A 25,940-nucleotide genomic window follows, 5' to 3' on the forward strand; every position below is an offset into this window, starting at 1 on the left:
GCGTGCGGACCGCTGTTCGACAACGTTGTCAGCGGCTCGTGGCTCCCGACCACCAGGAGGTCGTACGGACATGGAGTACGCCAACCGCCGCGGAGTGCTGAAGGCGTCGGCCGGTGTGGCCGGTGCGGCGCTGGCGGGGACGCTCGCCATGGCGGGCCCCTCGTCGGCCGCGGGTCACCAGCGCCTCCAGCAGCCCCTTCGCGGACCCGCCCGCTTCCCCCTGGGCCCCTTCACCAAGAGCGAGTCGAACCCGATCCTGCGCCCCGAACCCGCGCACGCGTGGGAGTCGGCGTACCTCTACAACCCCTGCGCCCTGGTCGTCGGCGGCCGGATCGCGCTGCTCTACCGGGCCCAGGACGAGAAGAAGACCTCCAGCATCGGGCTCGCCTGGAGCGACGACGGCCTCACCTTCCGCCGCAGGCCGGAGCCGGTGCTCAAGCCGACGGAGCCGTACGAGAAGCCCGGTGGCTGCGAGGACCCGCGCGTGGTCCGGATCGGCGACACGTACTACCTCACGTACACCGGTTACGACGGGACGAGCGCCCTGCTCTGCCTGGCCACCTCGAAGGACCTGGTGCACTGGGAGAAGCACGGCCCGCTCTTCCCCGACCTGCCCGACCCGATCCACGGCGACAAGCCCTGGAACAAGGCGGGCGCCCTCCTCGCCACCCCCATCGACGGCAAGTACTGGATGTACTTCGGCGAGTCCAACATCTACTGGGCCACGTCCAAGGACCTCATCCACTGGAAGACCGTCGGCAACGACGACCCGGTGGCGAAGCCCCTCCACCCCTGGGAGGGCTCCCTCATCGAACCGGGCCCGCCGCCGCTGCTCACCGACGACGGCCACATCCTGCTGGTCTACAACGGCCGTTCGGACGGCAAGGGCGGCTACACCAAGGGCCAGTACTCGGGCGGGCAGCTCCTCATCGACCCGGCCGACCCGACGAAGGCGGTCGCCCGCCTGGAACGCCCGTTCCTCGTCCCGACCTCGGACGACGAGGAGGGCGGCCAGGTCAACCACGTCGTCTTCAGCGAGGGCCTCGTCCACTTCCGCGGCACCTGGTTCCTCTACTACGGCATGGCCGACTCGGTCCTCGGCGCCGCGGTCTTCGACCCGTCGGGGGAGTGACCTTCGCGGCCGTGACGCGACGCCTCCCGGAGGCTGTCCGCGTCGAGGCCCGCCGTGGAGAGGACCGTGGCGGCCGCGCCGCGGGCGATACGGGTGAGGCCGAGGAGCAGGTGGTCGCAGTCGATCAGTGAGGATCCCGCTTCCCCGGCGTGCTCCCCGGCGTACTCCTCGGCGAACTCCCCGGCGAACTCCTCGGCGAGGGCGATGGCCTTGCGGGAGTACGGGGTCCAGGCGATGCGCTCGGCGGCCTGCGAGGCGCCCATGCCGATCTGGGCGCCGACCGCGCGGTGGATCTCGGCCGGGTCGGCGCCCGCTGCCGCGAGGAGGGCCGTGGCGGTGTTCTCCTCCGCGGTCAGCCCCCACAACAGGTGCTCGGTGCCGATGTAGTTGTTGCGGTGCTGCACGGCGGCCCGCTTCATGTGCGTCATCGCCTGCTGGAGACCCTCGGTGAGCGTCTCCGGGGGGTATCGCTTGTGCGGCGCGTGGAAGCGCTGCTGAACGGCCTGCCGGGTCACGCCCAGGGCCGTGCCGATGTCGGTCCACGAGATGCCGTGCAGCCGGCAGTGCTCGACGTAGTCCTCGACCAGGTCGTCGGCCAGCGCCTGGAGTTGGCCCGCGATCCCGGCGGCCGAGCCGAGCAGCGCCAGCCAGTCGGGCTGCTCCTGCCCGCCGGGGCGATGCGCGACCTCGCAGGTGCGGTCCACTTCGGCGATCAGATCGTCAAGGTCCGGAAGCGTCATGGGGCAAGTCAGCCTTGACAAAGGGGAATTGTCAACGGCTGCTTGCCAAACTGCCGGGGGTGCACGGCTCAGCGGCTCACGCGCGTCTCGTGGGTGATACGGGCCAGCTTCTCGGGGTTGCGGACCGCGTAGAGGCCGGTGATGAGGCCGTCGTCGACGCGGACGGCGAGGACGCTGTCGGTCTTGCCGGAGAGTTCGACGAGGAGCGCGGGGTGGCCGTTGATCTGGGCCGGGCGGAGGGCCGCGGCGGTGGCGAGGCGGGCCAGGACCTGGGTGACGGGCCCGGCGCCCACGACGGGGGAGAGCGCGGCGCGTACGACTCCGCCGCCGTCGGTCAGCAGGACGACGTCCGGCGCGAGGACGTCGAGGAGGCGCCGCATGTCGCCCGTCTCGACGGCCTCCCGGAAGGCGTCGAGCGCGTCGCGGGTCTCGGCGGCGGGCACGTCGACGCGGGGGCGGCGGGCGGCGACGTGGGCCCGGGCGCGGTGGGCGATCTGGCGGACGGCGGCCGGGGTCTTGTCGACGGCGTCCGCGATCTCGCCGTAGCCGAGGTCGAAGACCTCGCGCAGGACGAACACGGCTCGCTCGGTCGGCGCGAGCGTCTCCAGCACCAGCAGCATCGCCATCGAGACGCTGTCCGCGAGTTCGACGTCCTCGGCGACGTCCGGCGCGGTCAGCAGCGGTTCGGGGAGCCACGGCCCGACGTAGGACTCCTTGCGGCGGCGGAGCGTACGCAGCCGGGTCAGGGCCTCGCGGGTCGTGATCCGTACGAGGTACGCGCGCGAGTCCCGCACCGTGCTCAGGTCGACGCCCGACCAGCGCAGCCAGGTCTCCTGGAGGACGTCCTCGGCGTCGGCGGCGGAGCCGAGCATCTCGTAGGCGACGGTGAAGAGGAGGTTGCGGTGGGCCACGAACGCCGTGGTGGCGGGGTCCGTACGGCCGCCCTCCGGGCCGCGTGCGTCCGTTCCGGTTTCCATGTCCGCTCCTGCCTGTTCGTTCGCAGCCGTGTCAGATCACTTCACGCACAAGATGCCGCGCGGCGTCGTTCTGTGACAGCCGGACCGCGTGGCCCGCGTCACATCGCCGGGCTGTCACAGGGGGCGGGGGAGCGGCTTCTCCATGGCGTACGGCGTCACGGTGACGCACGAACACGAGGGAGGACGAACCATGGAAACCCGTCTCGACCTGATGACCAACAAGCTCGGTGCCAAGGTCGGCAAGCGCGTCTACGCCGTCAACCTCGCCATCCAGGAGGCGGCGCTGCCCCAGTCGCTGCTGGAGCTGGTCGAGCTGCGCGCCAGCCAGATCAACGGCTGCGGCTGGTGCGTCGACGTCCACACCAAGGAGGCCACCCGCGCGGGGGAGACCGCGCTGCGGCTCAACCTGGTCGCCGCCTGGCGCGAGGCGACCGTGTTCACGGACGCCGAACGGGCCGCGCTGGCCCTCGCCGAGGAGGGCACCCGGCTCGCCGACGCCCACCAGGGCGTGTCCGACGAGACCTGGGCCCAGGTGCGCGAGCACTACGACGACGACCAGACCGCGGCCCTGGTCTCCGCGATAGCGATGATCAACGCCTCCAACCGCTTCGGCGTGATCACGCGCATGCGGGGCGGGACCTACGACCCCGGCATGTTCGCGGCCCTGGCGACCGACCGCGGCTGACCGCGACGGGCCGTGGCTTGCCTCTAGGTGGCCCGGCGGTAGACGAGGTCGAAGTCGAGCTGCCAGTCCTGGCCCTCCTGGCGGGTCTCCCAGGCGGCGGTGAGGGTGTTCGCCGCGTCGTCGAACGTGCCGGTGAAGCGCTGGTGGAAGTCGAGCGGCGTGAAGTCGGCGGCCTCGCGCTTCAGCGTCCATGTCCGGCCGTCGAAGGTCATGGCGTACAGCCGGGCCACGCCGCGTGAGTCGTAGTAGTGCTGGGTGTACGCGCCGGTCTCCTGGTCCGCGCCGATGAGCATCAGGCCGTCGGGGGCCTCCGGGACCGGGATCTCGGTGCGCTGGAGGAGGAACTGGCGGTCCAGCGTCCACTCGAAGCGGCTGCGGGCGACGGGGGCGTCGCCCGCGGTCGTTCCGGGGAAGCGGACTTCCACCGTCCAGTCACCGATGAAGACGTCCAGCCGCGCCAGCGCCTCCGCCCTGCGGTCCGCCATGGTGATCACTCCGCTTCCGTCTCGTTGGCTGTACTCGTACTCGTACTCGTGCCCGTACTCGTGCCTGTACAGGAACAGACCTCGGCGGGCGGCGGAATTCATCGCTCGCGGAGAGCGACGCCTCATCCGTCCCGGGGCTCTTCCAGCAGGCCCGATCCCGCGAGGCGGTAGGCGAGTTGGGCGCGGCTGCGGGCGGCGAGCTGGTCGGAGGCGGCTCTGACGTGGTTGGCGACGGTGCGGGCGCTCATTCCGAGCCGGGCCGCGATGGTCTGGTCGGTGTGGCCCTCGACCATCAGGCGGAGCACGGCGCGGCGCTTCACGTCGGTCAGCGGGGCGGGGCGTGACCGGGGCCGGGCGAAGGTGACCATTTCTGCCCGGTCCCAGGCGTGTTCGAAGACCCGGGTGAGGTAGTCGACGATCGCGGGATGCTCGATGACGAGGGCGTTCTCCCGGATGTCCATGCCCGCGACCGGGATGAAGGCGACTCTGCGGTCGTAGATGACCAGGCGGTCGAACAGCTCGTCGAGGGTGCGGAACCGGCCGCCCGCCTCGGTGAGTTTCTCCATGTACGCGAGGGTGGGGCCGTCCGAGCGGGCGGAGTGCTGGTAGAGCGTACGGCGCCGGACGCCGCGGCCCAGCATCTCGTACTCCCAGGTCAGCACGGTGTCCAGCACCTTGGCCGGGCGGCCGCCGCCGGGCTGGAGGGTGAGCGCCTCCTCGGTGCAGCTGTCGGACCCCGCCTTGAGCGCGGCGTAGATGGTGGCACTGCCCTGGAGGAGGCGCCCGGAGGTGGTGGCGACCCGCTGCGCCTCGTGGTACGCGGCCTCGGCCTCGGCGTAGGAGTCCTGGACGCGCAGCAGGGCCTGCTGCTGTTCGAGGATCGCCTCCTGCACGGGGCGGGTGTGCCGTGCGAGGGCGATGTCGGGCGGTACGGGGGCGTAGGAGGCGGGGTCGTCCGACGCGGGGCGCACGAGCCCGAGCCGGATCAGGCACTCGGGCACCTCACCGGAGATACGGCCCTTCGCCGCGGCTTCGCGGTAGCGATCGAGCCCCTGGGCGCACAGCCGCGCGGAAGGGGGCCGATGCGGTTCGTCCGCGTTTCCACACATGGGTTTCCCTCCGGGCTCGTGCGCTGCTCGCCGCAGAAGAGTGCACGTTCCCGCGTCGCCCGTGCAATCTCCGCCGCCCCTCGTGCCCTAGACGTACTGCGCCGCGTGCTCCCCGGTGGGGGCGATGGGCGTGATGACGTCGATCAGCACGCCGTTGGGGTCGGCCACGATGAAATGGCGCTGCCCGAAGTCCTCGCTGCGCAGGCCGAGCAGGGGCCGGAGCCCTTCGCGGACGACGAGCCGCTGCCACTCCGCGTCCACGTCCTCGACCTCGAAGTTGAGCAGCAGGCCTTGGGCCGGGGCGCGGTGGCTCTCGGGGAGGGTCGGGTGGGTGTGGTCGAGGAGGGCCAGCTCGTGGCCGGGTGCGCCGGGTGCGCCGGGTATGCCGGGTTCGCCGGGGCCTCCCGGGTGGCGGAGGCTGACGTACCAGTCCGCCTCGAAGGTCGTCGTGAAGCCGAGCAGGCCGGTGTAGAAGTCGCGGGACTCCTTCAGGCGTGCCGTGCAGATCACCGCGTACAGGCTGGTCAGCCGCATCACGGGGCTCCTCTCCATTTCGCGTACCATCGGTATGTCAATGTCCGGCGGCAGACTATTGGCGTACCGTTGGTATGTCAACGAAGGAGGCGGCGCGATGCGGGAGCAGGGCGTCAGGGAGCGGCAGCGGGAGCAGACCAGGCTCGCGCTGCTGCGGGAGAGCAGGCGGCTCTTCTCGGAGCGGGGCTACGCGGCGGTGGGGCTGGCGGAGCTGGTCCAGGCCGCCGGGGTCACCAAGGGGGCGCTCTACCACCACTTCCCCGGCGGCAAGACGGACCTCTTCCGGGCGGTGCTGGAGGAGGCGCAGCGGGAGGTGGGGCGCAGGGTGGCCGCGGCGGCGGAGGCCCAGGAGGATTCGTGGGAGCAGCTGACGGCGGGGTGCCGGGAGTTTCTGGCCGCCGCCACCGCGCCGGAGACCGAGCGGATCATGCTGGTGGACGGCCCCGCCGTGCTGGGCTGGAGCGAGTGGCGGGCGATGGACGAGGCCGCTTCGGCCCGTCACCTCACGGAGGCGCTGACCGCGCTCGCCGAGGCGGGGACCCTCGCGCCGCAGCCCGTCGCGCCCCTGGCCCGTCTGCTGTCGGGGGCGATGAACGAGGCGGCTCTCTGGCTGGCCTCCCCCTCCTCCGGACCCGAGGACCTCGCGCACACCACGGCGGCGCTCGACCGCATGCTCCAGGCGCTGCGCGCCCCCTGAATCCGTACGGGGCTACGGCGCGGGGCGGCGCCAGCCCCCGAGGTCCCGGCCCTCCTCCGCGAGCCACGCCGTGGGCGTCGTACGCATGAGGGCGGTGAAGTCCCGCACCAGATGGCTCTGGTCGTGGTACGCGCACTCGGCCGCGACCTGTGCCCAGGACTCGGCGCCCGCACCGGCCCGGTCGACGGCGGCCGACAGCCGCGCGACCCGGGAGGCGAACTTGGGGCCGACGCCGAGCGCGCGCCCCATCACATGCCGCAGCTGGCGCGGGCTCAGATGCGCACGGCGGGCCAGCTCGTCCACGGGCACGCGCCCCTGGCACGCGCCGATGAGCCGCATCGTCTCCACGGCATCCCGCGGCACGTCCACCGGACCGGCCCGCCGCAGCCGCTCCAGCAGGCGTACGCGCATGAGCGCCGCGCGTCCCTCGGGCGGCTGCTCGGCCAGCTCCTCGGTCAGCAGACCCACCCACGGCAGCAGCGCCTCCGCGCTCACGCCGCCCGCGTCCACCTCGCCGGGCGGCACCCCGGTCAGCCGCTGCATCGCCGGGAGCGACAGATCGACGTACACCATCGGCTGGCCCGGACGCAGGGTCTGGCTGGCCGTGGCCACCCCGGGCCGCATCAGCCCGGCGACGACCGCCGCCCGCCGCTCGGTCCGCCCGCCGTACTCCACCTCGACGGGATCGCCGAGGCTGACGACCAGCCGCGCGGAGAGGGACGGCAACGCCAGGTGCACACGCGGCGGCCCCGCGTACTCACTGGCGGCCACGACCCCGATCCCCGCCGCCCGGCACGCCTCCCGCAGCTCCGGCCTCACATCCACCCGGCCATGGTCGCACCGGTCGGCGCGTGGTGCCGGGTCAGTGCGGCGGCGGCGTCAGCGTCGCCAGGGTCGGGGTCTTCGGGCGGACCGTGAAGGCGAAGGTGGGGGGTGGGGGTGGGGAGTGGAGGGTGAGGGTGTGGGCGGGGAGGAGGCGTTCGAGGAGGGCGGTGGCCTCGCGGAGGGCGAATTGGATGCCGAGGCAGGTGCGGGGGCCGAGGCCGAAGGGGTAGTAGGCGCCCGGGTGGGTGGGGCGCGCTTCGGGGGTGAGGAAGCGGCGGGGGTCGAAGCGTTCGGGGTTGGGCCACAGGGACGGGTCGCGGTGGGTGAGGTAGGGGGAGACCAGGAGGTCGGTGCCTGCCTCGACGGCGTATCCCGCGAGGGTGTCGGACTCCGCCGCGTGGCGGGGCAGGATCCAGGCCGAGGGGTAGAGGCGGAGGGTTTCCTGGAAGAGGGCTTGGATTGCTCTGGTGCGCTCCGCGGAGCCCTGCGGGCCTGCCGTCAGGGTCTGTTCGCGGGCCTCGGGGTGGCGGTCGAGGAGGAGGTAGAGCCAGGTCAGGGTGGTGGCCGTGGTCTCGTGACCGGCGGCGAGGAGGGTGACCAGCTCGTCGCGGACGAGCTGGTCGGTGTACTCGGGGCGCGTGTCGCCCGCGTCGATCAGGACGCGGAGCAGGTCCCCGGTTCCGGCCGCGCGTGCTTCCGCCATCGCGCGGTGGGCGACCGCGTCGATACGGGCCAGCTCGTCGGCGACCGACTCGCGCGCGTCCGCCGCGTCGGCGGGGAGCGTGGGCAGGACCTCCGCCACGGCCTGGACGGCGTTCAGCTCGTGCTCGGTCTCGTCGTCCAGGGGGCGTCCGGTGAGGGTGCGCCAGATGGCGTCGAGCGCGAAGCGGTGCATCTCCCGGTCGAGGTCGAGAGGTTCGCCGGAGCGCGCGTACGCGGCCCAGCGCTCGGCGGTGCACTGCGCCGCCTCGTCGATCCGCCGCGCGTGGCGGCGCATGCCGGTGCCGGTGAACTGGTGCTGGAGCAGGCGGCGTTGGCGCTTCCACGCCGGGCCCGTGGCGGAGAGGACGCCGTCGCCGACGAGGAGACGGGCGCGGTGCGAGCGCTTGACGTACACCTCGGGGCGCAGCGCGAGGACGTGCTGGACCGCGCGCGGCTCGGTGACCAGCACGGTCGGCGCCGGGCCGCCGAGGCGGAACGCGGCTACGCCCCCGCAGCGTTCGCGCACCTCGGTGAGCAGGTCGACCAGTTCGCCTCCACCCGCTCCCCATCGCTTGACGAGTGCGGGGTCGGCCTCCGGGAGGGGGAGAGGGGTGGCTGGCGGCGCGGGTTCTGGCTCTGCTCGGAAGTCCACCGTACGGACTGTACGGGAGCTGTCGCGACCCGTGACAAGGGCGCCGTCAGGCCTTCGCGCGCGTGATGGCCGTCTCGACCGCGGCTATCCGGTCCGCGAGCAGGCCGAGCGCGCCGACCGCGCGGGCGACCGGGTCGGCCTCGTCGCCGCCGAGCGCCTGTGCCCGGACGTGGGTGCGCTTCACCTCCGTCCAGCGTGTGGCCTGTTCGGGGGTGAGGGTGCCGCGCAGTTCGGCGAGCTTGAGGAGGTTCGCCTCGGCGCCGCTGGTGAGGGTCTGGGCCTCGGTGGCGTAGTGGTCGGTGACGAGGGCGTGGAGTTCGGCGTCGTTCATGACGGGCTGGACGCGCCGGACGATCTTGTTCATGTCGCGGTACGAGCCCTGGAGCCGGAAGGGCGGTTCGGTGCGGGTGGCGTCGCTCTGGGCAGCGGAGGCCAGGTAGGCGCGGTTGACGTCGAGGACGGTCGTGCGGGCGGCGAGCAGATGGCGCAGCACCGCGAGCACCTGGGCGAGTTCGGCCGCCGGGTACGGGCGGGTGAGCTGGTCGGCGCGTGCCGTCGGGTCCTGCTCCGCGAGGCGGACGAGCACGCCGAGGTCGTCGCGCGTACGCCCGGCGAGCGGGGCGAGGAGGGGGTGGGAGGTCAGCGCGTTCTCGACGAAGCTGAGCGCGAAGAGGTGCTCCTTGCCGGTGAGGACGTCGCCCAGGTTCCAGACGTCGGCGCGGTTGGCGAGCATGTCGGGGATCTGGAAGCGGCTGCCGTCCCCGGTGTACGGGTTGCCCGCCATGCAGACGGCGAAGCGCTTGCCGCGCAGGTCGTAGGTGCGTGCCCGGCCGTTCCACACGCCCTCGACGCGGCGCGTGGCGTCGCACAGCGGGATGAACCGCTGGAGGAGTTCGGGGGAGGTGTGCTGGATGTCGTCCAGGTACAGGAGGGTGTTGGTGCCCGCCTCCAGCGCGAAGTTGATCTTCTCGACCTCCTGGCGGGCCATGGCGTTCGGCGCCTCGGCGGGGTCGAGCGAGGTCACGGCGTGGCCGAGCGCCGGGCCGCTGACCTTGACGAGGACGAGGCCGAGGCGTTCGGCGACGTACTCCATGAGCGTCGTCTTGCCGTACCCCGGCGGGGAGACGAGCAGCAGCAGGCCGCCCGCGCCGCCCGTGCCCGACTCGTCGGCCGTGCCCATCTGGCGGGCCAGGCTGTCGCCGACGAGCGGGAGGTAGACCTCGTCGACGAGGCGTCCCCGGACGAAGGACGAGAGCGCCCGCGGCCGGTGGTCCTCCAGCCGCAGCCCGTCCCGCTCGGCGGTCACGAGCGCGGTGCGTTCCCGCTGGTACGCGCGGAACCCGGGCACGTCGCGGGTACGGAAGTCCTCCGTACGGGCGAGGAATTCGTCGATCCGCAGGGTCAGCGCGCCGCCCTCGACACGCGGATGGGCGCCGAGGAGTCCGGTGATCCGCTCCGCGACCGGCGCCTCCAGGGCGTAGCGGGGGAGGTCCGGGCAGAGTTCGGCGGCCACCGCCTCGGCCAGGTCGCCCGGCGCGAGGGGCTCGCCCGCGGCGCGCGCGTACGAGCCGAGCCACGCCTCCGCGAGCTGGCGCCGGTCGGCGAGCCGGTCGAGGGCGCCGAGGTCGCTCTCGTACGCCTCCGCGTCGGCGGTGCGGCGGAACTTGTCGAGGAGCGTGCGTGTCGCGGCGCTGAGCACGAAGCCCTCCGGCGCCGAGGTGAGCTCGTCGAAGAGGTATGCCGCCGCTGCCGCGAACGGGGCGGATCCCGTCTCCTCCGGGTCCGCCGAGGACTCCGCCGAGGACTCCGCCAAAGCCCCCGCCAGTTCCGCCTTCAGCTCCGCCACCGCCTCGTGCGCCCCGAAGGCGTCGCGCGCCCGTGCGAGCGAGACCGCCCGCCGCGTCCAGGCGGTGCGCTGACCGGCGGTCGTGCGGTGCGCCCAGAAGAGCTGGGCCGTGGCGCGCGCGTCCGGCTCGTGGCACAGCGGGCCCGCGCTCTCGCGCAGCCGCAGCAGCGCGGCGAGGATCAGGGCGGCGTCGTGGTCGTGGACGCCGCGCTCGTGGCCCTCGTCGTAGGCGTCGCGCGCGGCCTGCCGTACGAGTGCGCCGAGGTCGTCCGCCGCGGCGAGCGCCTCCGCGCCGTGCTCGGCGAGCAGGCGCGCGGCGAGGTGCTCGGCGCGGTAGACGGCCGGGGACTCGGACGGGACCGCGCGGTCCCAGTACGGGCGGGTGGCGAGGAAGTCCGGGTCGGTGACGGGGGCGCGGTAGTCGGTGCCGGAGAGGGCGAAGGCGAGGCCGTCGCCGTGCGGGACGAGCGTGAGGTCGAGGGGCTGGGTGTTGACGGCGAAGCGGTGCCGCCCCAGGCGTACGGTCCGGCCGCCGTCGGAGTAGAGGTCGTCGCGGTCGCGCAGGGCGCGCGCGGCCTCCTGGCGGAGTGCGGCGAGCCGGTCGTCCAGCTCCTGCGCGCGGCCGGGCTCGTCGAGTTCCCGCAGCTCCTCGGCGGTGCGGCGGACCTTGGCGACCATCGGGTCGGAGGCGAAGAACGCGGACACCGCGTCGCCGTCCGGTAGTTCGCGGGCCCGGCGCGCGAGCGTACGCAGCACGCGTCCGGCGGCGGTCGCCCGCTGCTCGGCGCGGCGCGCGCGGGCGTCGGCGAGGGACTGCTTGCGCGCGGAGAGCAGTTCGTGGATCTCGGCGCGCTTGGCGTCGAGTTCGGAGAGGCAGGTCTCGTCCTCCGCGAAGCGGGACTCCAGGTTCTCCACCCGTACGAGCAGCCGCGCCAGCTCCTCGTCGCACGCCTCCGGCGTGTCCGCGGCGGCGAGCGCCCCCGCGACGGCCTGGCCCAGCAGCGTGAACTCGGCGGCGAACTCGGCCCGTCCCTCCTCCGCGAGCAGTGCGCGGCGCCGGGCCTCCAGCGTGGCGCGGGCCCGGTTGACGGCGCCGAGGACGGCGGCGACGTGCTCCAGGACGGCGGTGCGCACGGTCGCGTCGCCCGTGTCGAGCGCGGAGACCACGTCGGTCACCGTGCGCAGCCCGGCGGCGAGATCATCGATGCGCTCGGTGACGGGGCCCGCCTCGGCGGCGGTGGTCAACGCCCCGGCCTCCGCGACCAGTTCCTCGACGTCCGCGTGGTACGCGGCGAAGGACTCCTCCTCCGCGAGGTGCGTGACGGCGCGCTGCCCGAAGGCGGACAGCTCGGCCTCGGCGTCCGCCGCGAGCGCGTCGATGCGGTCCGCGTCCGCGTACCGCATCTCCTTGAGCGTGAGCAGGTGCCCGTGCGCCTGCCGGAGCGCGGCGAGCCCGTCGACCCAGCCGACGGCGGTGCGGGGCGCCTGGCCGCGCAGTCCGCGCACCACCGAGGCGAGGCGCGCGGCGCCCTCGTCGAGCGCGTCCGCCGCCTGCCGGGCCAGCTCCCGTACGGTCTCGAACTCGGCCAGCACCTGCCCCGCCGTGCCCCGCACCTCCTCCAGCGGCGCACGCAGGTCGCCCGTCTCCGGCTCCCCGAGCCAGGGGTGGCTGTCGGCGGTCCGCGCGCACAGGGCGAGCAGCTCCTGGTAGACCTCGGCGGTCGGCGCTGTCTCCGTGGCCGTGCGCGCGACGGTCAGGCAGTCGGCGATGCCCCGGACCAGGTCGGCGTTGCCGATACGGGCGAGGGGGCCGCTGCCCGCCGGGCGCGCGGCGGCCCAGGCGTCGGTGGCGTAGGGCGACGTCCAGGTCTGCAGGGGGTGCACGCGCGCGGGCTCGCCCGTCCCGGACTCCGCACGGAGCACGCGCAGCGTCCCGTCGTCGAACAGCGCGTACCCCCGGCAGGAGAGCGGCGCGGCGAACTCCTTGCGGATCGTGTTGTACGAGAGCAGCAGCGCGCGCCCGGCGGCCTGGGCGTGGAACGCGTGGAGGACGTCCTCGCCGTTGGGCGCGCGGACCGTACGTTCGTACTCCAGACCGTCCGTGGCGACGGCGTCGAACGTCTTCGCCGTGCCGTCGGCCAGGCAGTACCCGCCGGGGAAGACCACGCCCTGGTCCTCCGGCAGCCGGCGGCAGCCCTGCCCGATGCCGTCGAGCCGGACGACGGTCCCGGTGAGGCGGCTGACGGCCAGGTACCGGGCGTGCTCCTCCTTGTAGGGGAGGACGCGCAGCAGGGTGAGGGCGCCCGCGCGGGCGTACGCGATGTCCGCGTCGGCGAGCGACTGGAGCGGCTCGGCGACGGGCTCGGACCAGACGCCCTCGCCGGTCTCGGTGTCGTCCTCGGTCTTGAGCGTGAGGGCGCCGCCGACGGTCGAGACGAACAGGCCTTCGCCGACGGCGACATGGGGGTGGCGGCCCAGCACGTGGTCGGCGCGGCTCGTCGCCGTCCAGGTGACGTCGTGCGGCGGCGGCAGCACGTGGTCGCGCTCGCCGCGCGCGTCGAGGAACCGCGCGCCCGTACCGTCGCCGTCCCCGTCACCGTCCAGGGCCCAGCGCAGCACGCGGACGTCCCCGGGCTTCTCCCCGGTCCGGAAGACGGCGAGGAGCTTGCCCTCGGTGCGCCGCAGCCGCAGCAGCGTGGCGTCGCGGTAGTAGCGGTGCAGGGCGGCGAACTCCCGCCGGAAGTCCGCGTCGTCGAGCAGGCCCGGCACGGTGTCGTACGGGAGCGGGTCCAGCTCTCCGTCGTGCAGGCTGAACACGTCCTCGGGGCCCGTCTCCCGCCCCGCCTCGCGGGGGAGGCCGGGGGCGGGGGCGCGGCCGAAGAGCAGGTACGGGCCGACGGCCACGACGTCGCACGGCACGGCGGGGTGCGCGGTGCGCAGCTGCGCGGAGCCGTCGAGCGCGAGGCGCGTCGAGCCGAACTCCTCGGTGCGGCGCGCGTTGAGGGCCTCGGCGCGCGCCCCCAACTCCCCGGCGCGCGCGACGAGCCGGTCCCGCAGCACCTCGTAGGTCCCGGTGTCGAGCCCGTCGGTCATGGGTGGATTCCCTTCTGGTCGTCAGTCGTGGCTGCTGGGCAGGGGCTGCCCCGTCTCGTGCCTTGCAGGCTGCGGCTGCGTCGTGGCTTGTCGCGCAGTTCCCCGCGCCCCTGACGGGGTGCTCCCGGAGCGCCCTCAAGGGGCGCGGGGAACTGCGCGAGCAACCGACCCCAACCCGCGGACTGCGACGGAGAGGAGGGGCAGCCCCTGCCCAGGCCTGAGACGAGAGGGCACCCACGATCCGCCGGACACGGCCTGGTCAGCTCCGCGCGCCGGAGGCGTCGCCGTTGGTGTTCAGTTCTGCCAGCGGCATGTCCGCGAGGCCGAGTTGGCGGGCCTTGTCGAGGAGTTCGGCGAACTGGGGGGAGCGGTCGCCGCCGTCGCGCATCAGGCGCATCAGGAGCGCGGAGACCGTCAGGTCGCGCACGCCGGACGTGGAGACCGAGCCGACCAGCCGTGTGAGGTCCTCGGTGAAGCTCGCCGTGCCGTCCAGCCAGGGTCCGGCCAGTGCCTGCGCCGTCTCGGAGTGCTGGACGAAGCCGTCGACGCCCTTGCCGAGCGCGATGGACGACATCAGCCGGTCGAAGAAGACCGACTCGCCGCCGACGACGCTGATGTCGGCGTTCTCCAGGCCGGTCGCCAGCACCGTGGCCTGCGCCTCGGCGACCTGCCGCTGCACGTCGATCCCCGCGAGCCGGATGTCCTTCTCGGCCTCCAGGCGCAGGCGGTACTCCTCGTGCGCGCGGGACGTCTCGTCCAGCGCCGCCATCGCCGCGGCCTTCTCGGTCAGGCCCGCCGCCTCGGCCTTGAGGGCGACCTCCGTGCCCTCGGCCTCCGCGCGCATCCGGGCCTCCGTGGCGCGGGCCTCGGCCTGGCCCGACTTCTCGATGGCGTCGGCCTCCTTCTCGCGGACCATGACGGCCGCGAGGCCCTCGGCCGCCTTCTCGGCCTTGACGCCCTCCGCGAGCCGGGTCTTGGCCTGCGCGTCCAGGTCCGCGGACTTCAGCCGGGCCTCGGAGAGGGTGATCTCCTCGGCGGCCTTGTGGGTGGCGGCCTGCTCGGCGGCCTCGGCGGCCTTGATGTCCTTGACGAGCCGCTCCTGCGCCTCGGCCTCCGCCGCGATGATCACGGCCTGCCGCTCGCGCTCCGCCTCCTCGACGGCGCGCAGCTTCTTGATGGACTCCTCCTGCTCGGCGACCGTACGGTCCACCGCGACGCGCTCCCTGATGACCTCGGCGATCTCCCGGCGCTCCGCCTCGACCTCCTTCTCGGCGGCGATCCGGGTCAGCTCCGTCTCCCGGTCGCGGGCGATGACCTCCAGGCGGCGGTCCTTCTCGATCCGCTCGTTCTCGATGGCGATGACGCGCTCGCGGTTCTTCTGCGCGACCTCGACCTCACGGGTCTGGTTCTCGCGCTGCACCCCGAGCTGCTCCTCGGTACGCAGGAACGCGCCCTGTGCGCGCAGCCGCTCCTCCTCCATCACCCGCGCCGTCTCGGCCTCCTCGCGGGCGCGGACGGTGTCCACCTCGCGCTTCTGCTTGATCTCGGCGTCCGCCTGGCGGCGCTCCAGCTCCAGGATGGCCTCGCGCGCGTCGACGTTCTGCCGGGTGATCTCCTTCTCCTCGTTGCGCTGGAACTCGTTGGTCCGCACGTGCTCGACGGCCGTCAGCTCGGTGATCTTCCGGATGCCCTGCGCGTCCAGCACGTTGGACGGGTCGAGCTGGGCGAGCGGCGTCTGCTCCAGGTAGTCGATCGCGGCGTCTTCGAGGCTGTAGCCGTTCAGGTCGGTGCCGATGACGCGGATGATGCTGTCGCGCAGCTCGTCGCGCTTCGTGTAGAGGTCGGCGAAGTCCATGTGCTTGCCGACGGTCTTGAGCGCCTCGGAGAACTTGGCGTTGAACAGCTCCTGCAGCGTGCCCTGGTCGCTGGCCCGCTCCGTGCCGATCGCCTGCGCGACCTTGATGACGTCCTCGACGGTCTTGTTGACCCGGACGAAGAACGAGATGCGGATGTCCGCGCGGATGTTGTCCCGGCAGATCAGTCCGTCCTGGCCCATGCGGGCGATGTCGATGGTCTTCACCGAGATGTCCATGACCTCGGCCTTGTGCAGCACGGGCAGCACCACCTGCCCGGTGAAGGTCACATCGACCTTCCGCATCTTGGAGACGATCAGCGCCCGCCCCTGCTCCACCTTGCGGAAGAGCCGGGAGACGACGAAGAACACGGCCAGGACGATGAGCAGGACAACGGCGACGAGCACGCCGATGCCCACGGTGATGGCATCCATGTGAAGTCCTCGGTGGAAGCGGACAGCGGAAGAAGGGGAGAGCGACGACGCGCGGGTCAGGCGGCGGCGTGGCCGCCGGCGTCCGGCAGCGCGTCGTCGAAGGGCGCGACCCAGAAGAACTCGCCGTCGGCCTCGTACGCGTACAGCAGGCCGGTGTCGCCGAGTGCCAGCGGATCGTCGGCGTACTGCCGTACCTGGACGAGCGCCGTCGAGCCGTCCCGCGCCCTGACCTCGGCCTGGCCGAAGCCCGCGTCCACGCGCCCGGTGCGGATGACGCACGTCAGGCCCACGAAGTCGGAGCGGGACGGCGGGGGTTCGTCGGGGAAGAGCGCGGCGAGCGGCCGTACGAGCGTGCGGGCCGCGCGCTGGCCGAGGAGCGGGGCCCCTACGAGCACCGCGCATCCGGCGAGCCCGCCCGGCACCCCTGTCAGGCCGAGCGGCGCGAGCAGCGCCATGGCGGCCAGGCTCAGGAACCAGGCGAACGCGACGAGGAACGAGAGCCCGACCGTGAGCGGGACCCCGCCCCACTCCCAGGCGCCGGGCCCCTCGCCCTCGGCGGCACCGACTGCGACGAGCAGCCAGAAGACCACGACCACGGCGAGTGCGGCGGAGAAGCAGACTGTGGGGAAGGCCAGTGCCGCCTCGGCGAACGTCCGCATTCCCTCACCCCCGTTCCCCCGGTCGCTGGGGCCCCGGTGCACACCTCTACACACCTCTGCCGGTGTCCGGCACCGTCTGGCCCTGCCGTGCTTGCCGTACCGGCATTCTGGCGAGTCGACGGGCGTACCGCATTGCCGTGCCCCGGCAATGTTCAGACGGTTCTGAATGCCGGGCGGCGTTAAGGACGCGTAAAGGCCGCGCCGGAGAGGACGCGTCGTCGAGGCCCCGGCGTGCGCCGCGTCACACCCCCTCGTCCGCACGGCCCGGAACCACCCCCGTACGCCCTCCGACTGACTCTCCCGAACCCGCTCTCACGGCCGCGGGCGGCACGGAAGGACAGCAGGATGACCAGCACTCTCGCCGGTACAGAGCGGGCGGAGCCCTCGGCTCCGCCCCCGCGGCCGCCCTCGTGGCGGGACCTGCGGCCGCTCCTGCTGCGCGTGCACTTCTACGCGGGCGTCGTCATCGGCCCCTTCCTGCTGGTCGCCGCCGTCACCGGGCTGCTCTACACGGCGATGCCGCAGATCGAACAGGCCGTGTACCGGCACGAGCTGAAGGTCGAGCCGGCGCCCGCGCGCGAACAGGCCCCGCTGGCCGAGCAGATAGCCGCCGCGCGGGAGGCCGTGCCCGACGGCACGCTCTCCGCGGTACGGACGGGCGCGGGCGCCGACGACAGCACGCGGGTGGTCTTCGAGGAGCCGGGGCTGCGCGAGGGATACACGCGCACCGCGTTCGTGAACCCGTACGACCGCGAGGTGCTCGGCACCCTGGAGACGTTCGGCCAGTGGCTGCCGGTCCGCGCCTGGTTCGACGACCTGCACCGCAACCTCCACCTCGGCGACCTGGGCCGCAACTACAGCGAGATCGCCGCGAGCTGGCTGTGGGTCGAGGTCGCGGGCGGGCTCGCGCTCTGGCTCGGCGCCCGCCGCTCCCGCGCGAAGCTGCGCCGCACGCTGCTGCCCGAGCGTGCGGCGCCCGCCGGGCGGCGCCGCGTGAGGTCCTGGCACGGCGCCGTCGGCCTGTGGGCCTCGGTGGGACTGCTGGGCCTCTCGGCGACGGGCCTGACCTGGTCCGCGTACGCGGGCGCGAGCATCGACAGCCTCCGCTCCCGCTTCGACAGCGCCACACCCGCCGTCTCCGCCGAACTGCCGGGCGGCGGCGAGCACCGGGCGGGCGCGGCGTCCGGCGCCGGGTTCGACCGTGCCGTACGGGCCGCGCGCGGCGCCGGGCTCGGCGGGGTGCTGGAGGTCACGCCCCCCTCGGGGAAGGGCACCGCGTACACGGTGAAGGAGGACACCCGCTCCTGGCCCGTACGGCAGGACTCCGTCGCCGTCGACCCCGGCACCGGAAAGGTCACCGCGACGCTCCGCTTCGACGACTACCCGGTCCTCGCGAAGCTCTCCCGCTGGGGCATCGACGCGCACATGGGCCTGCTCTTCGGGCTGCCCAACCAGCTCGCGCTGGCGCTCCTCGCCCTCGCGCTGACCGCGATGATCCTCTGGGGCTACCGCATGTGGTGGCTGCGCCGCCCCGGCCGTGCTCCCGCGCCCGGCGGCTGGCGCCGCGTGCCCGGCGCGGTGCTGGCCCCGGCCGTGGTGGCGGTCGCGCTGCTCGCGTACTGGCTGCCGTGGTTCGGCCTCCCGCTGGTCCTCTTCCTCGCGGTGGACCTCACGCGGGCCGTGGTGCGGCGCCGTGCCGGTGACGGCGGTGACGGCAGCGACGGCGGCCGTGACCGTCGTGACGGTGCGGAGGTGGGCGCGTGATCGCCGCGACCGGGCTCCGCTGGATCCTCACCCTCGCCTTCGCCGCGCTCGCCGTCCACGGGACGTGGCGCGCGGTACGGGCGTCCCGCTGGCCGTACCGTCTCTCGCACCTGCTGCACGCGGTGATGGCCGTGGCCATGGCCGTCATGGCGTGGCCGCGCGGCATGGAGCTGCCCGCCGGGCCCCAGGTCGCCTTCTTCGCCGCCGCCACGCTCTGGTACCTGGTGGCCGCCCTCGTATGGCCCGACGGCGCGGGGCGCGCACGGGAGTTGCGCGCCGCGCTGCCGCACGCCGCCGCGATGGGGGCCATGGCGTGGATGCTCCACGCGATGGCCCAGGCCATGGACGGCATGGGCGACGCTCCCGCCTCCGGCGCCGGGGGCGGCGGGCACGCGGGCGGGCACCACCACGGCGGGGGCGGCGCGGACAGCCTCGCCACGATGTCCCTGACCGAACCGTCCGCACGCGTCACGGCCGCGCTCCTCGCCGCGCTCTTCCTCGCCTGGGCGCTGTGGTGGCTCGCCCGCGGCTTCGACACGGCGCGCGCCGCCGGGCCCGCGACCGTCGAGCGGGCGTACGACCTGCTCTGTCACGGCGCGATGGCGCTGGGCATGGCGGTGATGTTCGTGCTGATGGTCTGACGCCGTGTCCGTCCCGTCCTCCCTCTCCGTGAACCGGATCCCATGAATCGGAGCACCACCCGTATGTCGTCCGTCCGTTCGCTTGTCGGATTCGTTCTGCTGCTCGGCGCGCTGTTCGGCGTCGCCTACGCGGCGGGTGCGCTCGCCGGGCCCGTGGCGCCCGGGCTCCAGCCGTCGTCCACGCCGGAGGAATCCGGCGGAGGGCACGGTCACGGTCACGGGGGCGGGCACTGATGGGCGCGCCCGCCCGTACGGAGTCCGTCCGTACCGTGCTCGACGTCGGCGGGATGAGCTGCGCCGCGTGCGTACGCCGCGTCGAGCGGAGGCTGGGCGCGCTGGAGGGCGTCAGCGCCACCGTGAACCTCGCGACCGGCCGCGCCGACGTCCGGCACCCGGCGGCGCTCGACCCCGCCGCGCTCGTCGCCGCCGTGGAGCGCGCGGGCTGCACGGCACGGCTGCCCGAGCCGGAGCCCGCGGCCGAGCGAGGCGATGAGGCGGAGGCCCGGCGGCGGCTGGTGGGCGTCGCGCTGCTCGCGGTGCCGGTCCTGGTGCTGTCGATGGTGCCCGCGTTCCAGTTCCGGAACTGGCAGTGGCTCTGCTTCGCGCTCTCCGCGCCCGTCGTCACGTGGGGCTGCCGGCCGCTGCACCGGCGTGCCCTGCGCGGGCTGCGGCACGCCGCCGCGACGATGGACACGCTGGTGTCGCTCGGCGTCGTGGCGGCGTTCTCCTGGTCGGCGTACGCGCTCTTCCTCGGGGGAGCGGGCGTGCCGGGGACGACCATGCCGTTCACGCTGTGGCCCTCCGGCGGGGGCGGCGGCGCGGCGCACCTCTACCTCGAAGCCGCCGTGGGTGTCCCGCTCTTCGTGCTCGTCGGACGGCACCTGGAGGGCCGGGCCCGGGACGGTACGGGGGCGGCGCTGCGCTCGCTGGCCTCGCTCTCCGTCAAGGACGTCACGGTGCTGCGGAACGGCGCGGAGCGCACCGTACCCCTCGAACAGCTCGGCACCGGCGAGGAGTTCACCGTCCGCCCCGGCGAACGCGTCGCCACCGACGGCGTCGTGACCCGCGGCGCCTCGGCCCTCGACGTCTCCCTGGTCACCGGGGAGAGCGAACCGGTCGAGGTCGGCCCCGGCAGCGAGGCCGTCGGCGGCGCCGTCAACGCGGGCGGCCTGCTGACCGTACGGGCCACGGCCGTGGGCGCGGACACCAAGCTGGCCCGTATCGCCCGGCTGGTCGGCGAGGCGCAGGCGGGCAAGGCGCGCGCCCAGCGGCTCGCGGACCGGGTCGCGGGGCACTTCGTGCCCGCCGTCCTCGCGGTCGCCGTCACCGTGCTCGGCTTCTGGCTCGGCGCGGGCGCCGACGCGGAGGTGGCGGTCACGGCGGCCGTCGCCGTGCTCGTCGTCGCGTGCCCGTGCGCCCTCGGTCTCGCCACCCCCACCGCGCTGCTCGCCGCCACCGGCCGGGGCGCGGGCCTGGGCGTCCTGGTCTCGGGGCCGCGCGCGCTGGAGTCGCTGCGCCATGTGGACACCGTGGTCCTCGACAAGACGGGCACGCTCACGACGGGCACGATGACGGTCGCGACCGTGACGCCCGTACGGGCCGATGGCGGGACCGGCGGGACCGGCGGGTCCGGCGCGGCGGACGCGGGTTCTGGCGAGGCCCGTTCGGCGTCCGGCGCCGGGTCCGAGAACGCCGGGTCGGCGACCGTGACGCCTGTACGGCCCGATGGCGGGACCGGCGGGTCCGGCGCGGTGGACGCGGGTTCGGCCGAGGCGGGTTCGGCGTCCGGCGCCGGGTCCGGCGGCCCCAGTACGGCGTCCGGCGCCGGGTCCGGCGGGACCGGTTCGGCGTTCGGCGCCGGGTCCGGCGGCCCCAGTACGGCGTTCGGCGCCGGGACCGGCGGGACCAGTACGGCGTCCGGCGGCGGGACCAGCGGGACCGGTGCGGCGTCCGGCGGTCGGGCCGGCGGTGCCGGATCGCTCTTCCTCGAAGACGTCGTCCGGCTCGCCGGAGGGGTGGAGCAGGGGGCCGAGCACCCGTTGGGGCGGGCGTTGGTGGGGTACGCGCGGAAGGTGGTGCCCGGCGGCGTGCTGCCCGAGGTCACCGGGTTCCGGGCGGTGCCCGGCTCCGGGGTCGGCGGGGACGTCGAGGGGCACCGGGTCGAGGTCGGGTCCGTGGGGCCCGAGCTGGCCGCCTCGCTCGACGGGCCCGCGGCCGAGGCGCTTGCGGAGGCCGAGCGGGCCGCCCGTACGGTCGTCGCCGTACGGGTCGACGGCGCCGTCGAGGCCCTCGTGTCCGTGGGCGACGTGCTGCGCCCCGGCAGCTTCCACGCCGTCCACCGGCTGCGGCGGCTCGGCATCACGCCGGTGCTGGCCACCGGGGACCGGGCGGCCACCGCGCACGCCGTCGCCGCCGAACTCGGCATCACCGACGTCCGCGCCGCGCTCACCCCCGAGGAGAAGGCCGGTCTCGTGAGCGAGTTGCGCGCGCGAGGGCGCCGCGTCGCCGTCATCGGCGACGGCGTGAACGACGCCGCCGCGCTCGCCCGTGCCGACCTCGGCATCGCGATGGGCGGCGGCACGGACGCGGCGATCGGCGCGGCCGACGTCACGCTGGTACGCGCCGGGATCGGCGCGGTCGCCGACGCCGTACGGCTCGCGCGGCGCACCCTCGCCACCATCCGCGCCAACCTCTGCTGGGCGTTCGCCTACAACGCGGTCACCCTGCCGCTCGCCGCCGTCGGCTGGCTCGATCCGATGGTGGCCGCCGCGGCGATGTCCCTCAGCTCGCTCCTCGTCGTCGGCAACAGCCTGCGGCTGCGCACGTGGGAGCCCGCGCCCCGGAGGCTGCGATGACCGAACGGAGCAAACGGAGCAGGGGCGCGCGGGACACGGTCGTCGCGGTGGGGGTCCCGGTCGCCGCGTGCGCCGTGACGCTGCTCGGGCTGACGGCCTGGACCGCGGCGGGCGGCGCGGGCAGCCCGCCGGAGCTGCGGGTGAGCGAGCCTCGCGTGTTCCTCACGTACGCGGGCCGCCAGGACACCTCCGCGACCTTCCGGATCACCAATACGGGGCGTTCCGGGGACCGTCTGGTCGCGGTGGACTCGCCCGGGGCACGCCACGTGATGCTCAGCCGTCACACGCACACCGCGTCGGGCGCGGGCCGGATGGAGTCGGTCCGTTCCCTCGCGCTGCCTGCCCGTACGGCGGTGCCGATGTCGGCGACGTCGACGAACGTCATGCTCACCGCGCCGGACGCGGCGTCCTGGCGGGCGGGCGACACCGTGCCGTTCGAGCTGCGCTTCGCCCACAGCCCGCCGGTCCGCGTGACGGCGACGGTCGTACGGCCGGGGTCCTGAGCGCCCCGGAAATCCACGGGAACCGGAACGCTCTCCCGTACGACCACCTGGCAGGGGCGCGGGAGGGGCCTGAAACGATGGGGGCGTGATGACGACGGACCGGGGCGTGCGCGCCGGGCGTGCCGCGGTGTTCGCGGCCGTCTGCGTGCTGCTCGCGGCCGTCGGCCACGTCGCCATGTCCGGGACCGCGCTGCCCTGGTGGGTCCTGTGCGGGGCCTTCGCCGTCACGGGCGCCGTGACCTGGCCGCTGACCGGCAGGGAACGGGGCCTCGGCGCGGTCACCGTGGCCGCGACGCTCGTCCAGACCGCGCTGCACACCGCGTTCTCCTGGTCCCAGGCGCTGACCGTGCCGGGGGCACGCCCGGGGGACGGTGGTCCCCCGTCGTTCGCCCAGCAGTGGGCCTCGTACCTGCTGTGCGGCGAGACGGGCACGACGCTCTCGGAGAGCCGTTCGGTCCGGCTCGTGACGCGCGCCGGACTGGGCGATCGCATGGACGGCCCGCCGCCTGGGGGTCACAGTGGTCACGGCGGTCACGCGATGGCCGACATGGCCGACATGACCGGCACGGCCGGCACGGCCGCGCACCACGACATGTCCGGCATGTCCTCGTCCGGCATGCTCGCCGCCCACCTGCTGGCGGCGCTGCTGGCCGGGCTGTGGCTGGCCCACGGCGAACGGGCCGTCTTCCGCGTCGGCAGGGCATGCGCGAGCCTGCTGCTCGCGCCGCTGCGCTGGTTCGCCGGGTGGCCCGTCGTCCCCGCGCCCGCGCCGCCGCCGCGGCGTACGCGGCGCGCGCACGAGGTCGCGGGCCCGCGCCCGCTGCTCCTCGTCCATGTCATCACCTCTCGGGGTCCGCCCCACGGGACCGCTGTCGTCTGACAGCGGCGCATCCGGTCCCGCCGCCCGGCGGCGGACCGGCGATGTCACCGGCGCCCTCTTCCGGGCGCCGTGGTTCCCGTAGTACGTGAAGGACATGAGGCGATGAGTCCTGCCCTGACCACTTCCGTTCCCCCGACTTCCAGCCCACCCGTACCCCGGCCCCGGGCGCGGCGCCACAGCGCCGAGTCCGAACTGGCCGCCACCGAACTGGCCCTGGCGGCGCGTGACGGCGACCCCGAGGCGGTCGAGCGTTTCGTGCGCGCGTTCCACCGGGACGTGTGGCGCTTCGTCGCGCACCTCAGCTGCGATCCGCAGGCCGCCGACGATCTCGCGCAGGACACGTTCCTGCGGGCGTTCCGCAGCCTGCCGCGGTTCGAGGGCCGCTCCTCGGCGCGCACCTGGCTGCTGGCCATCGCCCGTCGCACGGTGATCGACAGCATCCGCCGCCAGTCGTCCAGACCCGCCCTCTCCGGGCGCGAGGACTGGCAGACCCTCGCCGAGCAGGCGCAGCCGCGCGGCCTGCCGAGCTTCGAGGAGGGCATCGCGCTGACCGAACTCCTCGCCTCGCTCCCCGAGGAGCGCCGCGACGCGTTCGTCCTGACGCAGCTGCTCGGCCTGCCCTACGACGAGGCCGCGCTCGGCATGGGCTGTCCCATCGGCACCATCCGCTCCCGGGTGGCACGGGCCCGCGAGACCCTCGCCGCCCTCGTGGTCGAAGCGGAATCCCCGCGCGACACCCCGGCGGCGGCCTGACCGGATGTCTCCCGGGGCCGACCCGCGGGTCGGCCCCGGGCGGACCCCCGTGATCGTCCGGCGGGCCGCTCTGCGACGATCTGCCGATGCGGAATCAGTCACGGGGTGAAGTACGCCGCCAGGAGAACGAGTTGGCGGCGGCTGTCGAAGAGGGACGCGAGGGGGCTTCGCGGGCGTACGCGGAGTTCCTGACCAAGGACGGACGGATGGACCAGGCGCTGGCCTGGTGGGAGAGAGCGGCCGGGGAGGGGGACGACGACGCGGTCCGTACGCTGGGGATCTGCCACAAGGACCGGGGCGAGTTCGCCGAGGCCGAGCGGTGGTACCGGGTCGGCGCAGACCGCGACGGCGGCTGCGCGTTCGGGCTGGCGACGCTGCTGAAGGAGGCGGGCGACCTCGACGGCGCCGAGGAGTGGTACGCCCGGGGCGCCGAGCTGGGCAGCGTCGAATGCCTGACCAACGGCGCGGTGCTGCACGCGGCGCGGCACGGCGAGTGGGACGAGGCGATCGCGCGGCTCGTCGAGGCGCAGGGGCGGGGCGACCGTGTCGCGGCCCGCAGCCACGGCCTCGTCACGTCCATCCGCGAGGATCTGGCGCGGTGGCGGGACGACCTCGCCGCCGCCGAGGCCGCGGGGGACGCCGAGGCCGCCCACGAGGCGCTGGCGGAGCTGCTCGACGAGGACCACAAGGGGATGTACGACGCCTACCCCAGCACCGTCGCCGAGGCCGAGGCGCTCTTCGCCCGGGCCGCGGCGGTCGGCAGCCGTCAGGCTCTGGTCGACCAGGCCATCTTCGTCGCCCGTGATCCCGCGCGCTGGGAGGAGGCCCGCACCCTGGCCGAACGCGCGCACGAACTCGGGTACAGCGGCGGCGCCTACGTGCTCGGCGTCTGGCACGAGGAGCGCGGCGAGCTCCGGGAGGCGGAGCGCTGGTACCGGACGGCGGCCGAGTCGGAGGGCGGGCACATCTGGGCCTGCTTCAACCTGGGCGTGCTGTGCAAGCGGCAGCGGCGGCTGGACGAGGCCGAGCGCTGGTACCGCGCGACCGGGGTGAGCGAGGACGACCACGACGCGTTCGACGACGAGCAGGAGATGGTCGTCCGGCAGCTGCGGGGCCTCGAAGAGCTGCGCGAGGACCCGAAGAAGATGCCCGACCCGGAGCTGGAGGCCCGGCTGCCCGAGCTGCGTGCCGAGGCCGAGGAGGGCGGGCCCGAGGAGCGGTACGACTACGCCGACGCGCTCGACCGGCTCTACCGGCTGCCCGAGGCCGCCGACTGGTACCGCGCGTCGGGGACCCCGCTGGCCCTGCGCGACCTCGTCCTCATGCTGGAGGGCCTCGGCGGCGCGAAGGGCGAGCACCTTCTCCCGTATCTGGAGGAGGCGGTGGAGGCCGGGGACGCCGACGCCGCGTACGAGATCGGCACGATCCACAACGAGAAGGCCAAGAAGGCCGGGCGGGCCGGGAGCGACGGGAAGAAGGACAAGCGCGCCGCGCAGCTCTGGTTCCTCCGGGCCGCCGAGATGGGGCACGGGGGCGCGGGCTGGCAGCTGGGCTGGCTCTCCGAGGAGCGCGGCGGCGACCCGCAGTACGCCGAGCGCTGGTACGTCCACGCCGCCCGGACCGGACTGCCCCGCCCCGCGTACCTGGCCGGGTGCAGCATGGTCCGGTACGGGCGGTACGAGGAGGCCGAGCCCTGGCTCACCATGGCCTGGGAGGCCGACATCCCGGAGGCGTCGTACGAGCTCGGCAGGGCCCTGCGCGCGCTCGGCCGTGCCGAGGAAGCCGAGGAGTGGCTGCGCCGCGCGGTCGGCCGGTACGGGGACTTCGGCCGCGAGCGGTACGGGCTGAGCCGCCTCGACCCGCGCCCCGAACTCGCCGGTCTCCTCGTCGAGCAGGAGCGCGACGAGGACGCGGCGCCGGTCGTCGAGGAGATCCTCCGGGAGTACCCGAAGCACCTGGCGGGCAACCGCTACGCGGGCCAACTGGCCCGGCGCCGCGGCGACCTGGAGGCGGCCGAGCGGCACTTCGCGATGATCGAGGACCGCGACAGCGACGGCAGTACGGGCATGAGCCTGCGCGAGATCCGCGCGCTGCTCCGCGAGGTCACCTCCTAGGGCCCTG

General features: G+C 74.3%; 21 protein-coding genes. 11 read left to right on the forward strand and 10 right to left on the reverse strand.

The genetic code is table 11. The features are described 5' to 3' along the window. Window positions 1-70 precede the first annotated feature (70 nt). Entirely contained in the window at window positions 71-1,132 is a 1,062-nt protein-coding gene (locus ACGF3A_RS40750) for a glycoside hydrolase family 130 protein (RefSeq protein WP_393735746.1), read from the forward strand. Here the strand turns inward: ACGF3A_RS40750 and ACGF3A_RS40755 are convergent. Both ACGF3A_RS40755 and ACGF3A_RS40760 read right to left on the reverse strand, forming a co-directional pair. Then, on the reverse strand, window positions 1,075-1,872 hold the full coding sequence (locus ACGF3A_RS40755; RefSeq protein WP_393735748.1) for a Clp protease N-terminal domain-containing protein: 798 nt from the start codon (window positions 1,870-1,872) through the stop codon (window positions 1,075-1,077). The two genes, ACGF3A_RS40750 and ACGF3A_RS40755, sit on opposite strands and share 58 nt — an antisense overlap. Before the next feature lie 68 nt (window positions 1,873-1,940). Next, window positions 1,941-2,849, reverse strand: a complete 909-nt coding sequence (locus ACGF3A_RS40760; RefSeq protein ID WP_393735750.1) for an RNA polymerase sigma-70 factor — start codon at window positions 2,847-2,849, stop codon at window positions 1,941-1,943. 190 nt (window positions 2,850-3,039) lie between these two features. On the opposite strand from ACGF3A_RS40760, the gene ACGF3A_RS40765 reads away from it, so the two are divergent. Continuing rightward, window positions 3,040-3,534: a carboxymuconolactone decarboxylase family protein gene (locus tag ACGF3A_RS40765; RefSeq protein WP_393735752.1), complete on the forward strand. Its 495-nt coding sequence runs from the start codon at window positions 3,040-3,042 to the stop codon at window positions 3,532-3,534. Between the two features lie 23 nt (window positions 3,535-3,557). Here the strand turns inward: ACGF3A_RS40765 and ACGF3A_RS40770 are convergent, their stop codons facing one another. From ACGF3A_RS40770 to ACGF3A_RS40780, 3 genes are all read right to left on the reverse strand, one after another. After that, complete coding sequence (locus ACGF3A_RS40770; RefSeq protein ID WP_393735754.1) at window positions 3,558-4,019, reverse strand: hypothetical protein; 462 nt, start codon at window positions 4,017-4,019, stop codon at window positions 3,558-3,560. A 122-nt stretch (window positions 4,020-4,141) separates the two neighbouring features. Next, window positions 4,142-5,128 (reverse strand): LuxR C-terminal-related transcriptional regulator, encoded by a 987-nt coding sequence (locus ACGF3A_RS40775; RefSeq protein ID WP_393735756.1) that lies wholly within the window; start codon window positions 5,126-5,128, stop codon window positions 4,142-4,144. 87 nt (window positions 5,129-5,215) lie between these two features. Then, on the reverse strand, window positions 5,216-5,662 hold the full coding sequence (locus ACGF3A_RS40780; RefSeq protein ID WP_393735758.1) for a VOC family protein: 447 nt from the start codon (window positions 5,660-5,662) through the stop codon (window positions 5,216-5,218). A gap of 97 nt (window positions 5,663-5,759) precedes the next feature. On the opposite strand from ACGF3A_RS40780, the gene ACGF3A_RS40785 reads away from it, so the two are divergent. After that, entirely contained in the window at window positions 5,760-6,359 is a 600-nt protein-coding gene (locus tag ACGF3A_RS40785) for a TetR/AcrR family transcriptional regulator (RefSeq protein WP_393735760.1), read from the forward strand. A 12-nt stretch (window positions 6,360-6,371) separates the two neighbouring features. Here the strand turns inward: ACGF3A_RS40785 and ACGF3A_RS40790 are convergent, their stop codons facing one another. The 5 genes from ACGF3A_RS40790 to ACGF3A_RS40810 all read right to left on the reverse strand — a co-directional run bounded on the left by ACGF3A_RS40790 (window position 6,372) and on the right by ACGF3A_RS40810 (window position 16,423). After that, window positions 6,372-7,184: a helix-turn-helix domain-containing protein gene (locus ACGF3A_RS40790; RefSeq protein ID WP_393735762.1), complete on the reverse strand. Its 813-nt coding sequence runs from the start codon at window positions 7,182-7,184 to the stop codon at window positions 6,372-6,374. Between the two features lie 37 nt (window positions 7,185-7,221). Beyond that, window positions 7,222-8,538 carry a cytochrome P450 gene (locus tag ACGF3A_RS40795; RefSeq protein ID WP_393735764.1) on the reverse strand — a complete coding sequence of 439 codons (1,317 nt, stop codon included), beginning with the start codon at window positions 8,536-8,538 and terminating at the stop codon, window positions 7,222-7,224. Between the two features lie 46 nt (window positions 8,539-8,584). Next, window positions 8,585-13,477, reverse strand: a complete 4,893-nt coding sequence (locus tag ACGF3A_RS40800) for a DNA repair ATPase (protein ID WP_393735766.1) — start codon at window positions 13,475-13,477, stop codon at window positions 8,585-8,587. Between the two features lie 259 nt (window positions 13,478-13,736). Continuing rightward, window positions 13,737-15,764, reverse strand: coding sequence for an SPFH domain-containing protein (locus tag ACGF3A_RS40805; protein ID WP_393735768.1), 2,028 nt, complete (start codon window positions 15,762-15,764; stop codon window positions 13,737-13,739). 56 nt (window positions 15,765-15,820) lie between these two features. Beyond that, window positions 15,821-16,423 (reverse strand): hypothetical protein, encoded by a 603-nt coding sequence (locus ACGF3A_RS40810; RefSeq protein ID WP_393735770.1) that lies wholly within the window; start codon window positions 16,421-16,423, stop codon window positions 15,821-15,823. 345 nt (window positions 16,424-16,768) lie between these two features. On the opposite strand from ACGF3A_RS40810, the gene ACGF3A_RS40815 reads away from it, so the two are divergent. From ACGF3A_RS40815 to ACGF3A_RS40850, 8 genes are all read left to right on the forward strand, one after another. Continuing rightward, window positions 16,769-18,187, forward strand: coding sequence for a PepSY-associated TM helix domain-containing protein (locus ACGF3A_RS40815; protein WP_393735772.1), 1,419 nt, complete (start codon window positions 16,769-16,771; stop codon window positions 18,185-18,187). Further along, window positions 18,184-18,828, forward strand: a complete 645-nt coding sequence (locus ACGF3A_RS40820) for a DUF5134 domain-containing protein (protein ID WP_393735774.1) — start codon at window positions 18,184-18,186, stop codon at window positions 18,826-18,828. The genes ACGF3A_RS40815 and ACGF3A_RS40820 overlap by 4 nt, the downstream gene beginning before the upstream one ends. A gap of 63 nt (window positions 18,829-18,891) precedes the next feature. Beyond that, on the forward strand, window positions 18,892-19,062 hold the full coding sequence (locus tag ACGF3A_RS40825) for a hypothetical protein (RefSeq protein ID WP_393735776.1): 171 nt from the start codon (window positions 18,892-18,894) through the stop codon (window positions 19,060-19,062). Next, complete coding sequence (locus ACGF3A_RS40830) at window positions 19,062-21,683, forward strand: heavy metal translocating P-type ATPase (RefSeq protein ID WP_393735778.1); 2,622 nt, start codon at window positions 19,062-19,064, stop codon at window positions 21,681-21,683. The genes ACGF3A_RS40825 and ACGF3A_RS40830 overlap by 1 nt, the downstream gene beginning before the upstream one ends. Continuing rightward, a complete protein-coding gene (locus tag ACGF3A_RS40835; protein ID WP_393735780.1) occupies window positions 21,680-22,186 on the forward strand; it encodes a copper chaperone PCu(A)C in 507 nt (168 codons plus the stop codon). Before ACGF3A_RS40830 ends, ACGF3A_RS40835 begins: the two co-directional genes overlap by 4 nt. Window positions 22,187-22,274: 88 nt before the next feature. After that, window positions 22,275-23,066, forward strand: coding sequence for a hypothetical protein (locus tag ACGF3A_RS40840; RefSeq protein WP_393735988.1), 792 nt, complete (start codon window positions 22,275-22,277; stop codon window positions 23,064-23,066). Window positions 23,067-23,168: 102 nt separating this feature from the next. Next, window positions 23,169-23,819 (forward strand): sigma-70 family RNA polymerase sigma factor, encoded by a 651-nt coding sequence (locus tag ACGF3A_RS40845; protein ID WP_393735782.1) that lies wholly within the window; start codon window positions 23,169-23,171, stop codon window positions 23,817-23,819. 86 nt (window positions 23,820-23,905) lie between these two features. Continuing rightward, window positions 23,906-25,933 (forward strand): tetratricopeptide repeat protein, encoded by a 2,028-nt coding sequence (locus tag ACGF3A_RS40850; protein WP_393735784.1) that lies wholly within the window; start codon window positions 23,906-23,908, stop codon window positions 25,931-25,933. The last annotated feature ends 7 nt before the right edge of the window (window positions 25,934-25,940 follow it).

It is taken from the genome of Streptomyces sp. NPDC048172 (assembly GCF_043202595.1).
In the GTDB taxonomy this organism is placed as follows: domain Bacteria; phylum Actinomycetota; class Actinomycetes; order Streptomycetales; family Streptomycetaceae; genus Streptomyces.

What these genes read in the sequence shown, in the direction of transcription:
- ACGF3A_RS40815 (WP_393735772.1), top strand. Translation starts at nt 16,769, where the DNA reads ATGACCAGCACTCTCGCCGGTACAGAGCGGGCGGAGCCCTCGGCTCCG.
- ACGF3A_RS40850 (WP_393735784.1), top strand. Translation starts at nt 23,906, where the DNA reads ATGCGGAATCAGTCACGGGGTGAAGTACGCCGCCAGGAGAACGAGTTG.
- ACGF3A_RS40835 (WP_393735780.1), top strand. Translation starts at nt 21,680, where the DNA reads ATGACCGAACGGAGCAAACGGAGCAGGGGCGCGCGGGACACGGTCGTC.
- ACGF3A_RS40825 (WP_393735776.1), top strand. Translation starts at nt 18,892, where the DNA reads ATGTCGTCCGTCCGTTCGCTTGTCGGATTCGTTCTGCTGCTCGGCGCG.
- ACGF3A_RS40785 (WP_393735760.1), top strand. Translation starts at nt 5,760, where the DNA reads ATGCGGGAGCAGGGCGTCAGGGAGCGGCAGCGGGAGCAGACCAGGCTC.
- ACGF3A_RS40755 (WP_393735748.1), bottom strand. Translation starts at nt 1,872, where the DNA reads ATGACGCTTCCGGACCTTGACGATCTGATCGCCGAAGTGGACCGCACC.
- ACGF3A_RS40810 (WP_393735770.1), bottom strand. Translation starts at nt 16,423, where the DNA reads ATGCGGACGTTCGCCGAGGCGGCACTGGCCTTCCCCACAGTCTGCTTC.
- ACGF3A_RS40800 (WP_393735766.1), bottom strand. Translation starts at nt 13,477, where the DNA reads ATGACCGACGGGCTCGACACCGGGACCTACGAGGTGCTGCGGGACCGG.
- ACGF3A_RS40775 (WP_393735756.1), bottom strand. Translation starts at nt 5,128, where the DNA reads ATGTGTGGAAACGCGGACGAACCGCATCGGCCCCCTTCCGCGCGGCTG.
- ACGF3A_RS40750 (WP_393735746.1), top strand. Translation starts at nt 71, where the DNA reads ATGGAGTACGCCAACCGCCGCGGAGTGCTGAAGGCGTCGGCCGGTGTG.
- ACGF3A_RS40840 (WP_393735988.1), top strand. Translation starts at nt 22,275, where the DNA reads ATGACGACGGACCGGGGCGTGCGCGCCGGGCGTGCCGCGGTGTTCGCG.
- ACGF3A_RS40765 (WP_393735752.1), top strand. Translation starts at nt 3,040, where the DNA reads ATGGAAACCCGTCTCGACCTGATGACCAACAAGCTCGGTGCCAAGGTC.
- ACGF3A_RS40760 (WP_393735750.1), bottom strand. Translation starts at nt 2,849, where the DNA reads ATGGAAACCGGAACGGACGCACGCGGCCCGGAGGGCGGCCGTACGGAC.
- ACGF3A_RS40830 (WP_393735778.1), top strand. Translation starts at nt 19,062, where the DNA reads ATGGGCGCGCCCGCCCGTACGGAGTCCGTCCGTACCGTGCTCGACGTC.
- ACGF3A_RS40805 (WP_393735768.1), bottom strand. Translation starts at nt 15,764, where the DNA reads ATGGATGCCATCACCGTGGGCATCGGCGTGCTCGTCGCCGTTGTCCTG.
- ACGF3A_RS40780 (WP_393735758.1), bottom strand. Translation starts at nt 5,662, where the DNA reads ATGCGGCTGACCAGCCTGTACGCGGTGATCTGCACGGCACGCCTGAAG.
- ACGF3A_RS40770 (WP_393735754.1), bottom strand. Translation starts at nt 4,019, where the DNA reads ATGGCGGACCGCAGGGCGGAGGCGCTGGCGCGGCTGGACGTCTTCATC.
- ACGF3A_RS40845 (WP_393735782.1), top strand. Translation starts at nt 23,169, where the DNA reads ATGAGTCCTGCCCTGACCACTTCCGTTCCCCCGACTTCCAGCCCACCC.